Source organism: Spirillospora sp. NBC_01491 (assembly GCF_036227065.1).
Lineage (GTDB): Bacteria > Actinomycetota > Actinomycetes > Streptosporangiales > Streptosporangiaceae > Spirillospora > Spirillospora xylanilytica.
This window is the reverse complement of record NZ_CP109432.1, coordinates 4,622,499-4,634,879: the sequence shown is the minus strand read 5'-3', so window position 1 is coordinate 4,634,879 and position 12,381 is coordinate 4,622,499. Positions and strand designations below refer to the sequence as shown.

Annotated in this window: 12 protein-coding genes; 6 read left to right on the top strand and 6 right to left on the bottom strand. The window is 72.0% G+C overall.

What is annotated here, in order from left to right; translation table 11 throughout:
* Nucleotides 1-104 precede the first annotated feature (104 nt).
* The 3 genes from OHA34_RS21550 to OHA34_RS21540 all read left to right on the top strand — a co-directional run bounded on the left by OHA34_RS21550 (nt 105) and on the right by OHA34_RS21540 (nt 1,314).
* On the top strand, nt 105-242 hold the full coding sequence (locus OHA34_RS21550; RefSeq protein WP_285939915.1) for a hypothetical protein: 138 nt from the start codon (nt 105-107) through the stop codon (nt 240-242).
* Between the two features lie 116 nt (nt 243-358).
* Nucleotides 359-943, top strand: coding sequence for an RNA polymerase sigma factor (locus OHA34_RS21545; protein ID WP_329518713.1), 585 nt, complete (start codon nt 359-361; stop codon nt 941-943).
* Nucleotides 944-993: 50 nt separating this feature from the next.
* Nucleotides 994-1,314, top strand: a complete 321-nt coding sequence (locus OHA34_RS21540; RefSeq protein ID WP_285939917.1) for a hypothetical protein — start codon at nt 994-996, stop codon at nt 1,312-1,314.
* A 55-nt stretch (nt 1,315-1,369) separates the two neighbouring features.
* Here OHA34_RS21540 and OHA34_RS21535 read toward each other — a convergent pair whose 3' ends face one another.
* A complete protein-coding gene (locus OHA34_RS21535) occupies nt 1,370-2,119 on the bottom strand; it encodes a L,D-transpeptidase family protein (RefSeq protein ID WP_285939918.1) in 750 nt (249 codons plus the stop codon).
* Between the two features lie 163 nt (nt 2,120-2,282).
* Here OHA34_RS21535 and OHA34_RS21530 point away from each other — a divergent pair, with 163 nt between their 5' ends.
* From OHA34_RS21530 to OHA34_RS21520, 3 genes are all read left to right on the top strand, one after another.
* Entirely contained in the window at nt 2,283-2,930 is a 648-nt protein-coding gene (locus tag OHA34_RS21530) for a TetR family transcriptional regulator (protein WP_285939919.1), read from the top strand.
* 124 nt (nt 2,931-3,054) lie between these two features.
* A complete protein-coding gene (locus OHA34_RS21525) occupies nt 3,055-5,181 on the top strand; it encodes an acetate--CoA ligase family protein (RefSeq protein WP_329518712.1) in 2,127 nt (708 codons plus the stop codon).
* 100 nt (nt 5,182-5,281) lie between these two features.
* On the top strand, nt 5,282-6,487 hold the full coding sequence (locus OHA34_RS21520) for an amidohydrolase family protein (RefSeq protein WP_285939921.1): 1,206 nt from the start codon (nt 5,282-5,284) through the stop codon (nt 6,485-6,487).
* A 111-nt stretch (nt 6,488-6,598) separates the two neighbouring features.
* On the opposite strand, the gene OHA34_RS21515 is transcribed toward OHA34_RS21520, so the two are convergent.
* The 5 genes from OHA34_RS21515 to OHA34_RS21495 form a co-directional block, all read right to left on the bottom strand.
* Nucleotides 6,599-7,729, bottom strand: a complete 1,131-nt coding sequence (locus OHA34_RS21515; protein WP_329518711.1) for an ABC transporter substrate-binding protein — start codon at nt 7,727-7,729, stop codon at nt 6,599-6,601.
* A gap of 28 nt (nt 7,730-7,757) precedes the next feature.
* The gene (locus OHA34_RS21510) at nt 7,758-8,633 is read right to left on the bottom strand and encodes an ABC transporter permease (protein ID WP_329518710.1); all 876 of its coding nucleotides are present in this window, start codon (nt 8,631-8,633) and stop codon (nt 7,758-7,760) included.
* A complete protein-coding gene (locus OHA34_RS21505) occupies nt 8,630-9,343 on the bottom strand; it encodes an ABC transporter ATP-binding protein (RefSeq protein ID WP_285939924.1) in 714 nt (237 codons plus the stop codon). The genes OHA34_RS21510 and OHA34_RS21505 overlap by 4 nt, the downstream gene beginning before the upstream one ends.
* Nucleotides 9,344-9,549: 206 nt before the next feature.
* The gene (locus OHA34_RS21500; RefSeq protein WP_285939925.1) at nt 9,550-10,869 is read right to left on the bottom strand and encodes a CaiB/BaiF CoA transferase family protein; all 1,320 of its coding nucleotides are present in this window, start codon (nt 10,867-10,869) and stop codon (nt 9,550-9,552) included.
* A gap of 225 nt (nt 10,870-11,094) precedes the next feature.
* Nucleotides 11,095-12,378, bottom strand: a complete 1,284-nt coding sequence (locus OHA34_RS21495) for a glutathionylspermidine synthase family protein (protein WP_285939926.1) — start codon at nt 12,376-12,378, stop codon at nt 11,095-11,097.
* Nucleotides 12,379-12,381: the final 3 nt, after the last annotated feature.

The window sequence follows — 12,381 nt, the reverse complement described above, 5'->3', positions numbered from 1 at the left end:
CCGGCCGGGGCACGGTCCCGGCGGCGCAGGCCGACGCCCCACCCGGTCCGCCGGGAGAACGGCCGGGGTCTGCCGGAGCGGGAGGACGCGGACGGAGCGGGAACGTGGAACCGCAACTGGTGTTCACCAACGTGCTGCTGTCGGTGGTGAGCGCGTACGGCGTCACCGGATCGGCGGCGGTGACGCTGGGCGCCGCGGCCATCGCCCTGCTGGTGACCTTGGTGTTCGCACGGCGCCGCTAGCCCTTCGTGCGGAGCCGGAAAAAATCCCGGCGTGGTTTGCACACCCGGGCTCGCGCACGGACCTAGGTACCGAGCGTGAGCCCGGGTTGGAGGACAGCGGCGATGGAGGACTGCCGATGGTCGAAGCCAGACGAACGCCTGTTGCGGATGGACCGGCACCTGCCGGGGACATCCGAGAACAGTTCACCACCCTGTACCGGCGGCACTATCGCGGCGTCGTCGGAATGGTCGTTCTTTTAGGAGGTAACCGGGAAGAGGCGGAGGACGCCGCACAACGCGCGTTCGAAGACGCGCTCCGGAAATGGGACACGATCCGTGCGCCGTCGGCATGGGTCCGGGTGGCGGCCCGCAACCATTTCATCAAGGCCCGCACCAGGGACCGCAACCTGCGCGAACGTGCGATCGAACTGCATCAGAGCACGCGCTCGGAGGACGAGGCGGAACAGGATCCGATGACCCGGTGGGTCGACCTGAACTGGATCGAGCAGGTACTGGCCGAGTTGCCGCCCGGCCAGCGCCAGATCTTGTGCTACATCTTCGACGGGCTGTCCACAAGGCAGATCGCCGAACTGCTGGGCAAGAACGAGCCCAACGTCCGATCCCACCTGCGTCACGCCCGCAGCCGCCTCAGGGAGCGCCTGGCACAGGCCGCCCCGCGCGGCCCCGTCCTGCCGGAACCGGGGAAGGAGGAGTCCCAGTGAACGACCGTGACCGTGGCGAATCCGACGGCCGTGACCAGCACGGTCCACAGGTGGACGACTCCGGATCCGGGGCCGGTCCGATCATCGGCGGCGGCATGCACGATGATCGGCAGGAGCCGACGGGGCCACTGCTGGGCGAGGTGCTGGATCTGGTCGATCGGGCCACCGGCCATCTGACCCCCGACTACATCGAGGACCGTCTTCAGCAGATCCTCGCGCCCGCACCCCTGACACCAGACGCCTGGCAGGGCGGGCCCGGTTCCCTCACCGTCACCGGTGAGGGAACCGGGCCCGCCCCGATGGGCGAGTTCTCACTTCCGGACCGCTCCCGGACCCGCCGCTCAGAATGGCGCGGTCCAGAAGAGCCGTGACGCCCTCGTGAACGTCGACAGGATCCCCGGCGCGATGGCCACGCCGCGCCGGCCGTCAGGGGAACAGGGCCTGCCGGGTGCCCATGATGATCCGGTCACGCGGGTGCAGTGTCCTCATGACGGTCTCCAACTCGGGCCGGGCCAGCGCGACACAGCCCGCGGTCGGGGCCGCGCCGATGTGCATGAAGATCGCCGAGCCGTTCCCCTGCACGATCGGCGAGTCCGGGGGCCGGTTGTAGTCGATGACGACGGCCTGCTTGTACGGGCCGCTCCTCATGTACTCGGACAGGTTCTCGTCGGCCGGCGCGCACTCGCCCGGGTAGTACCGGTTGTAGCGTCCGTCGCCGATCGTCGAGCCCCAGCAGTCGCCGCTCTCCCGCAGCGTGCGGTAGGGGAGCGCGGTGCCGGGATCTCCCTCGCCGAACGCTTCGGTCAGGCTGTGGGAGCCGGTCGGGGTCTTGCCGTCGCCCTCGCGTTTCGCGCCCGGCTCCGCGAAACCGTTCCTGCCCACGTGCCCGGGGGCGGTCAGGGTCTGTCTCCAGAAGACGCCCCTCCGGGTGCATTCGGTGATGGCCACTTCGGTGGTCCCGTAGTCCGCCGCGACGGCGAACAGCACATGCCGGGCGGAGCCGGCCCCGTAGCGTGACAGGCCGAGGCCCAGCGCCTGGCAGGGACGGACCGCGCCCCTCTCCTTGGCCGTCGCGGACGGAGCGTGGACGGCCACGGTGGCGAGCGCCGCTCCCAGGCACAGGAGCGCGAGGACGGCCCGGCGGCCGTGCGGTCGGGGCCGAGCTCGGGTGGACATGCGTGACCTCTCCCTGGAGTGTTCCGGCTCACTCCATGTGACGGCCTGAGACCGGCACAGTCAACCGTTCGCCCTTGGCCGTCGGCCGCTTCCGGCCTCGCGGCCGACGCCGGGACGGCCGGATGCGACGTCGGATCGCGCTGGGAGGCACTAAACTGACGGTATGCCAGAAACCGTGCTGACCGCAGACGGCAGGGTCGCGGGCCGGCGTGCCAAGGCCACCCGGCAGAGGCTGCTGGACCGCCTCACGGAGATGCTCGCCACCTCGCCGTACCGCGACATCACGGTGATCGACGTGGCGCGGCGGGCCGGCACGTCGCCCGCCACCTTCTACCAGTACTTCGGCGACATCGAGGCCGCCGTCCTCACCATCGCGGCCGAGATGGCCGAGGGGGGCGGGCAGTTGCGCCCGCTCGTCGAGGACCAGCCATGGACCGGGAAGTCCGGATACGAGACGGCGCGGCTCCTGGTCGACGGGTTCCTGGACTTCTGGCGCGACAACGAGCCCGTCCTGCGGGTGGTGGACCTCGCCACGATCGAGGGCGACGACCGCTTCCACGCGCTGCGCGTCCGCATGCTCAACAACGTGACGACCGCGCTCGCCGAGGTGATGGGCGAGTTGCAGCGGCGCGGGCGGGTGGCCGAGAACGTGAACCCGGAGGCGATGGCCGGGGCGCTCGTCGGGATGCTGGCGCACAACGCCGCCCACCAGCGGGGCTTCGAGGCCTGGGAGATCAGGGTCGAGGACCTGCGGGAGAGCATGGCCCAGCTTGTCTTCTGGGCCGTGTCGGGCAAGCGTCCCCCCAAGTAGCCGGCCCCCCGGGGTCCGTCCCGGGCGGCGCGCACGCGAGCCGACCAGGACGGCCGCGGCCTTCTTTCGCGCTTGTATCTGATGCCCCATCAGATACAAGCGCGCCTGAGGTTAAACTGACGGTATGTCAGATAACAGCCCACTTCGGGTCGAGGGCACGGAACGGGACGTGAGCGGCCGGGTCCTGGCGCTCCGCGACGAGGATCTCGGCGTGTTCTTCAGGCCGCGCACGCTCGCGGTCGTCGGCGCCTCGGACACGCCTGGACGGCCGAACACCGCCGTCTACCGGAGGCTGCGCGCCTGGGCCGAGCGCGTCGGCGCCCGCGTCCACCCGGTCAACCCCGGGCGCGACCAGGTGGACGGCGAGCCCTGCCACCGGTCGGTGGCCGAGGTGCCCGAGCCCATCGACGTCGCCGCCGTCCTGGTCGGCGACCCGTCCGGGGTGCTCGACGAGCTGGCCGCCGTCGGCGCCCGCTTCGCCGTGGTCTTCGCGTCCGGGTTCGCCGAACTCGGCGACGACGGCCGGGACGCCCAGGAGCGGATGGGCCGGCTCGCGCTGGACGGGCCCCGGGTGCTGGGCCCCAACACCAACCTCAACGCGTTCGAGGAGTTCCGCGAGGACCTGGACGGCCCCGCGATCGCGCTCATCTCGCAGAGCGGGCACCAGGGCCGCCCCGTCTTCCAGGCGCAGGAGCTCGGCGTCCGGGTGTCGCACTGGGCGCCGACCGGCAACGAGGCCGACCTGGAGTTCGCCGACTTCCTCCGGCACTTCGCCGACCTGCCGGAGGTCGGCGCGGTGGCCGGGTACGTCGAGGGCTTCAAGGACGGCCGCACCCTGATGCTCGCCGCCGACCACGCCGCGCGGCGCGGCGTGCCGGTCGTGGTGGTGAAGGTCGGGCGGACCCGGGACGGCGCGTCCATGGCCGCCTCGCACACCGGCAAGCTCACCGGGTCCGACGCGGTCGCCTCCGCGGTCCTCGGGCAGTTCGGCGTCACCCGGGTCGACGGGCTCGACGAGCTGCTGGACACCTCGCAGCTACTGGCCCGCGCGAAGCCGCCGGTGAGCAGCGGGGTCTGCGTGTACGCCATCTCGGGCGGCACCGGCGCCCACATGGCCGACCTGTGCTCGGCGGCCGGCCTGGACCTGCCCGAGCTGTCGGCCGGGACGCAGGAGGCGCTGCACCAGTGGATCCCCGGGTACCTGCGGGTCTCCAACCCGGTCGACAACGGCGGCCACCCGGTCGGCGACTGGCGTGGCCGCCGCATCCTGGAGACGCTCGTGGCCGACCCCGCGGTCGGCGTGCTGATCTGCCCGATCACCGGCGCGTTCCCGCCGATGAGCGACGTCCTGGCCCGGGACCTGGCCGAGATCGCCGAGCGCACCGACAAGCCGGTCTGCGTGGTGTGGGGCTCGCCGGCCGGCACCGAGCCGGCGTACCGGGACACCCTGCTCGGCTCGCGCCGGCTGGCGGTGTTCCGCACGTTCGCCAACTGCGTCGGGGCGGTGCGCGCCTACCTCGGCTTCCACGAGTTCCAGGGCCGGTACCGGTCCCCGTTCCCCGGTGCGCCGCGCACTCCCTCGCCGGCCGCCGCCGGGGCGCGGCGGCTGCTCGCCGCCGGTCCCGCGTCGGAGCACACGGCCAAGGAGCTGCTGCGCGAGTACGGCATCCGGACGCCGCGCGAGGAGCTGGCGGGCAGCGCCGCGGCGGCGGTGCGCGCCGCGGCGGCGATCGGGTTCCCGGTCGTCCTCAAGGGGTGCGGGCCGGAGGTGGCGCACAAGTCCGACCTCGGGCTGGTGCACCTGGACCTGCGGTCGGCGGCGCAGGTGCGCGAGGCGTACCGGCGGGTCACCGAGCACGAGGGGGTCGACGCGGCGCTGGTCTGCGAGCAGGTGCGGGGCGGCGTCGAGACGGTCGTCGGCCTGGCCCACGACGAGCTGTTCGGCCCCACGGTGATGGCCGGTCTGGGCGGGGTCTTCGTCGAGGTGTTCCAGGACGTGGCGTTCCGGGTGCCGCCGTTCGACGCCGCCGAGGCCCACCGGATGCTGGCCGGGCTGCGCGGGTTCCCGCTGCTGGGCGGGGCCCGGGGCCGGCCGGCGGCGGACGTCGGCGCGCTGGTCGAGGTGATCATGAAGGTGCAGCGGATGGGGCTGGAGCTCGACGGCGTGCTCACCGAGCTGGACATCAACCCGCTCGCCGTGCTCCCCACCGGTGCCGTCGCGCTCGACGCGCTGGCCGTCACCACCAGATAGCTGACGCCCTGTCAGTTCGGCCCGCCGACCGTCTTCCGCAATCGGCGACGCGCTACTACCTTGTATCTGACGACCCGTCAGATGAGTTGGGATGTGCATCATGAGCCTGTCCTTCGGCGAGCTACCGAAGATCATCAGCGTCGATGACCACGTGGTCGAGCCGCCGCACGTCTGGCAGACCTGGCTGCCCGCCAGGCTCCGCGACCGCGGCCCGCGGATCGAGCGCCGCGGCATCGGCGAGGTCGAGCACATCGGCGGCGGCACCTACCGCCAGACCTTCGACGACGACGGCCCGCAGGCCGACTGCTGGGTCTACGAGGACCTCGTCTACATCCACAAGCGCCACGTCGCCGCCGTGGGGTTCGACCGCGACGACATGACGATGTCCCCCATCACCTACGACGAGATGCGGCCGGGCTGCTGGGACCCCAAGGCCCGGATCGCGGACATGGAGCTCAACCATGTCGAGGCCTCGCTGTGCTTCCCCACCTTCCCCCGCTTCTGCGGGCAGACCTTCACCGAGGCCAAGGACCGCGAGCTCGGCCTGGCCTGCGTGCGGGCCTACAACGACTGGATGGTCGAGGAGTGGTGCGGCGACTCGGGCGGACGGCTGATCCCGCTCTGCCTGATCCCGCTCTGGGACGCCGAGCTGGCGGCCCAGGAGGTGCGCCGCAACGCCGCCCGGGGGGTGCGCGCGGTCTGCTTCAGCGAGATCCCGCCGCACCTCGGGCTGCCGAGCGTCCACTCCGGCGCCTGGGACCCGTTCTTCGCCGCCTGCCAGGAGACCGGCACGGTCGTGAGCATGCACATCGGGTCGTCGTCCAAGATGCCGGCCACCTCCGCCGACGCGCCGCCCGCGGTCTCCGCCGCGCTCTCGTTCAACAACGCGATGGCCTCGCTGTGCGACTTCCTGTTCTCCGGGGTCCTGGTCCGGTTCCCGCAGTTGGAACTGGCCTACTCCGAGGGCCAGATCGGCTGGCTGCCCTACGTCCTGGAGCGGGTCGACGACGTGTGGGAGGAGCACCGGGCCTGGGGCGGCGTGCGCGACGCGATCCCGGAGCCGCCGTCGGCCTACTTCCGCCGCCAGGTGTACGGCTGCTTCTTCCGCGACGTGCACGGCCTGGAGTCGCTGCACCGGATCGGCGTCGACCGGGTGACCTTCGAGACCGACTACCCGCACACCGACTCGACCTGGCCGCACACCAAGAAGGTGGCCGAGGAGATGTTCCAGGGGCTGGACGCCGAGACCGTCTACAAGATCACGCGCGGCAACGCGATCCGGATGCTCAAGCTCGACCTGGTCTGAGCGCACCCCGGAACGCCGCACGGCCCCGGAACCGTTCCCGGTTCCGGGGCCGTGCTGTGCTGTGTCGTGTCGTGCGTTGTGTGCGGTGCCGTTTGGTGTGCGGTGCCAGGGTCAGGGCTTGTGGCCCACGGCCTCCGCGTAGAAGGTGCGGTCGACGGCCTCGGACTCGGGCACCGCCTTGCCCAGGGCGCCGCCGTCGACAAAGGCCCGCTGCAACCGGTCGGTGGTGCCCTTGCGGATCTCCCAGTCCCATACCGGGGCCGGGACGGCGGTCAGGCTCTCCGGCTTGAGGCCGAGGCTCGACGCGACCTCCCCGACGAACGCGGTGTTCTTCTTGTAGTCCCCGTCGAAGTAGGTGTTCACGATCCGGACCAGGGCGCGGACGAACGCGACGCCCGCGTCCGGGTTGGTGCGCAGCATGCCGGGCCCGTAGATCATGCCGCCGAGCGGCTCGCCGAGGGGCTGGCCGCCGAGGAAGTGGACCCCGGGATTGCCCTCCACCTGCTTCCAGACCGGGTCGACCACCCACGCCGCGTCCACGCCGCCGTTCTCCAGCGCGGTCACCGTGTCGGCGGGCCCGGTCAGGCTGGTGAAGCGCACCTTCTTGAGGTCGGTGCCGTGCCGGCCCAGCACCTGGCTCATCGGATAGGTGATCACGCTGCCCTTGCCGATGAGCGTGCCCACCTGCGCGTTGCCGAGCTGGATGGAGCCGGGCGCGGTGCCCTTCGGGGCGCGGGCCCAGAGCCCGGACTTGGACTCGGGGTTGGAGGAGTAGTTGCCCAGCACCCAGCGGAGTTCGAACTTCTGCTGGAGGCCGTTGAAGAACGCCGCCTCGGGCGCGGACCACATCGCGTCGAGGTCGCCCTTGGCCAGCAGCGGGATCGAGTCGGCGACCCCGAGCTGCTTGAAGTCGACGTCCAGGTTCTCCTTGGCGAACTCGCCCTTGGCGATGCCGAGCCGCAGCGTGGCCACGAACTCGGCCGACCCGGTGCTGGACGACACCGTGATCTTGGTCTTCTTGGCGAGCGGCTTGGGCGCGGGCGCGCCCGGCTTGCACCGGGCCGGCTCGCGGTCCGGCGCGAGGTTGCTTGGATCGCTCCAGGCCGTCGGGCCGCAGCCCTCCACCGGGGTGATCGGACGTACCTCGCGCGGGGTGTCGGCGCTGACGGCGCCCCCTCCGCCGCACGCGCCGACGGCGAGCGCCACCGTGGCGATGATCGGAACGAATACGGGAAGTCTCATTTTTTTCCTCCGGCACCGAAACGCCTGGTCAGGTACGGACGCGATCCCGGTCATCGGGCGCCCAGGGGGTCAGCCGCCGGCCGAGGAACCGGATGATCTCGGAGAAGATCACGCCGAGCACCGCGACGCAGACGATGCCGACGTACATCACGTCGTTCTGGAACAGCGCCCGCGAATTGAAGATCAGATAGCCCAGCCCCTCGGTCGCCGCGACGAACTCCGAGGCCACGATGACCAGGACGGACACGCCCGCCGCAATCCGGGTGCCGACCAGGATCTGGGGCAGCGCGCCGGGCAGCAGCACATGCCGGAACATCTGCCACCGGCCGGCCCCGAAGACCGTGCCCGCCTCGCGGTACCCCTCCGGGACGGCCAGGAACGCCGACATCGTGGAGATCCACACGAAGAAGAAGACGGTGGCGGCGACCAGCGCGAGCTGCGGCCCCTCGCCCAGGCCGAACATGTTGAGGAAGATCGGCAGCAGCGCCAGCTTCGGCACCACGTAGAGCGCGTCGAGCAACGGCTCCAGCGCGGCGCGCACCGTCCGCGAGGTGCCCATCACCAGGCCCAGCAGCACGCCGATGCCGGTGCCGAGCAGGAAGCCGAGGACGACCCGGCGGGTCGTCGCCCAGACGTCCGGCCAGAGCTTGCCGTCCAGGGCGAGGTCCCACCCGTTGGCGACGATCGTGGTCGGCGACGGGTACAGCCGCGCGTCGATCCAGCCCTGGTCCGAGGCGATCTGCCACAGCCCGATGAGGACGACGGGGACCGTGATCGCCAGCCCGAGCTCCAGCGTGCGCCGGCGTGCCGCCGCGCTCGCCGGGGACCGCTCCGCGGGTCCCGGCTCGCGCACGATGATCCGTTCTTCGCCCTGCCCCTTCGGCAAGGCCCGCTGCTCGGTCATCTCCCACCACCTCCGGCCGGCTCGATCTCGCCCCGCAGCAGGTCCCACAGCTCGGCCTTCAGCTCCGCGCACTCGGGCGAGTGCCGGACGTCGCCGCTGCGGGGACGGCCGAACGGGGGCGTGCGCTCGGCCAGGACGTGGCCGGGGCGGGCGCTCATCACCAGGACCCGGTCGCCGAGGACGATGGCCTCCTCCAGGCTGTGGGTGACGAACAGGACGGTGCGCCGGTCCGCCTCGCAGATCGCCAGCAGCTCCTCCTGGAGGATGGTGCGCAGTTGCGCGTCGAGCGCGGCGAACGGCTCGTCCATCAGCAGGATCTCCGGCTCCACGGCCAGGGCGCGGGCGATCGACACGCGCTGCCGCATGCCGCCCGACAGGGAGGCCGGGTAGGCGTCGGCGAAGTCGGTCAGCCCCATCCGGGAGAGCCAGTCGCGGGCCCGCTTCGTCGCCTGCTTGCGCGGGACGCCCTGGACGTCCAGGCCGAACCGGACGTTGGCGAGCACGGTCTTCCAGGGGTAGATGCCGTAGTCCTGGAAGATCATCGCGGCCGGATTCGGGGCCGTGGCGCGGATCTCCAGGCGTCCGGCACTGGGCCGCAGGAGCCCGGCGACCAGCCGCAGGAACGTCGACTTGCCGCATCCGGACGGTCCGACCAGGCAGCAGAACTCGCCCGCCGCGATGTCGAGGTCGATCGGCCCCAGGGCGTGCACGTCCGCGCGGCCACGGCGGAACCGGCGCTCGACACCGGTCGCGCTGATCGCGGCGGGCGGTGGCTCCGAATCGTGCCGTGGGATCGTAGAACCCGTTCTATTTTGGGCGAGTTCCATGGTCTCACCTCCAAGGACGCAGTGGAAGCGACAATATGATGGGTCGTCAGATCTGTGCAATAGAAAACGTGGGCCGTCTCCCGGCGATGTCAGCCGCCGGGCGTGCCGGAGCCGCCCGGCGCGCCGCCCGGCGCGTCCGGTCCGCCCGGTGTCTTTGGTCCGCCCGGTGCGCCCAGCGCGCCGGACTCGCGCAGCCGCGCGATCGTCGGCGGGTCGTAGCCGAGCACCTCGCGCAGGATCTCCCCGGTGTGCTCGCCCAGTTCCGGGGCGCGGCCGGGGACCCGGGTCTCCTCGCCGACGAACCTGATCGGGCTCGGTAGCTGGTCGGTGCCGAGGCGCTCGGCCGGCAGCCAGGGCAGGCGGTCCTGGAACTGCGGGTCGGCGGCCAGCGTCCGGGGCGTGTTCACCGGCCCGATCGGCACGTTGTGCTCGACCCCGAACGCGAGCCACTCGGCGCTGCCGCGGCCGGCGAAGATCTCCGTCAGCGCGGCGCGCAGCACGGTGTCGCCGACGGCGTGGTCGGCGTAGCGCGAACCCGGATGCCGGTCGAACAGGTCCGGGCGGCCGACGGCGACGCAGAAGTTGCGCCAGAGCTCGCGTTCGGAGGCCATGAGCAGGATGTGGCCGTCCGCGGTCGCGTAGAACTGGTAGCGCACCCCGTCGCGCATGCCGGCCGTCCCGGGCTCGCGGCGCCGGTATCCGTCGGTGCGGTTGCCGGTGACCTCGCTCTCCGGCCGCTCGTAGGCCCGCCAGGTCTCGCTGCGCAGCCAGTCCATCGACGCGGCGGCGTCCGACTGCGCGACCTCCAGCCGCCCTCCGGCCCCGGTCGCCCGCGCGCGGATGACCGCGGCGAGGATGCCGAGAGCGGCGAACAGCGGGCCCGCGTTGATGCCTGTCGACGGGTGCTCGGGAATCGCCCAGTGGCCGTCCCCGGCCGGTTCCGGGCGGACGAGCCCGGCCCAGGTGTCGAAGGCGACGCCGTGGGCCGGCAGGGTACGGTACGGGCCGGTCTCGCCGTACCCGGAGATGCCGCAGAACACGACGCGCGGATTGACCTTGCTGAGCACCTCGGGCCCGACGCCCCGGCGTTCCAGGCCGCCCGGCCGCATCGCCTCCACCACGACGTCCGCGCCCCGGGCCAGGTCGAGGAAGACCTCCCGCCCCTCGGCGGTGCGCAGGTCGAGCACGACGCTGCGCTTGCCCCGGCTGATGTGCAGGTGCATCAGCGACACCCCCGCCACGAGCGGCCAGGTCGTCTCGCGGAGGTAGTCGCCCCGCGGCGGCTCGACCTTGATCACGTCGGCGCCGAGGTCGGCCAGGTGCGTGGTGACGGCACCGGGCCCGAGCATCGACGCCTCGACGATCCGGACCCCGGCGAGTGGCGCGTCGGGCCGGGTGTGAGTTTCCATCGGGACCACGCCTCCGAGAGCCGGCCGGACGGGCGGCACCGGACCGCCCGTTTCTGACTGGCCGTCAGATTAGCGCCATGGAGGCAGAACTGAAAGACCGTCAGGTGACCGACCTGCTCCCGGCCCGCCCTCCCGGAAGCCCACGCCGAGGACGCCCCGACGCGCAGAGGACGGACGAGCGGTCCGCTCGTCCGTCCTCATGGGGGAGTGCCCGAGGGGCCTGTGTCAGTAGTGGAACGCCGAGGTCACCTTGGCGCCCTTGCTCCCCAGGTTGACGACGGAACCCGCCTCGGGCGGCACGGCCCGGCAGAACACACCGCCGTACCCGGCGGGGAAGGCGAAGATCCCCCAGACGGCCCGCCAGTCCTCGACCACGCCGGTCTCGGGGTCCATGACCGGTTCGGGGACGGGGTCGACGCGGCGCTGGACGATGTAGCCGTCGTCGCAGCCGGCGAGCGTCTCGGCCCACTCCCGGTCGGTCTGCTCCCAGCCGACCCGGATGCCCCGGCCCGACAGGCCCGCGAACGGTTTGAGGATCATGTGCTCGCGCTCGGCGCGGACGCGGTCGACGAGCTCCGGGGTGAGGGTCCGCGTCCAGGGCAGGATGCGGTCGATCAGCGCGTTCTCGTCCGCCGACAGGTCGGCCCGGAAACCGGGGTCGGACACGAGCGGCAGGCAGCTCTTGAGCGCGAGCATCGCGCTGTTCAGCGGCGTCCAGAGGACGACGTCGCCCTCCTCGTGCGCGCGCATGACGGCTTCGGCGTACTCCTCGTTGCGCGGGTCCCCGACCAGCTGGTTGACCGAGAAGTAGCGCAGGACGAGGTCGATCGGCCGGTCCTGCACGTACACCCGGCCGCCCTTGACCCGCACCTCGTCGAGCTCGCCGTACACCAGCTCGACGCCGTACCGGCTCATGGTCTCCTGGAAGGAACGGTGCAGGGACTCGTACGCCGGCATGCCGCCGATGGCCTCCAGCGTGGCGACGACGGGCGCCTCCTTCCCGGTGGCCTCGGCGAGCTGCGCGGCGATGGCCGCCGGGGTGTCGACGTGCGTCAGGCCGTGCTCGGCCGCGAACCCGGCGAACGGCTTGGTGGCGAGCAGGGCCCGGTTGACCTCGCTGAGGTCGACGCCGCCGAGCTCGCTGCCGACGTTGAACTCCAGCAGCCGGAAGTTCGCGCCGTCGTCGTGGAGATCGGCCCGGCCGTACAGGTGCGGCCGGTCGGTGAACCGGAGCATCAGCTCGGCGCGCCGCTCGTCGGCGCCGATCGCGGCGCAGTACTTGCGGACGTCGCCGCCGAAGAGCCGGTCCGGCAGCGACGCCATCAGGTCGAACAGGCCGGCGACGTCGGCGGCGGCACGGCGGATCCGGTCCTCCGCGCAGAACAGCGGACGCGGCAGGAGGTAGTCCCGCCAGGCTTGGCCGAACACCTCGGGGAGCTCGGTGTCGGCCATGACGCCGCGCAGGCCGCCGTCCGTCGTGCAGGCGTCCAGGTACTTCTGGGTGACCATCGG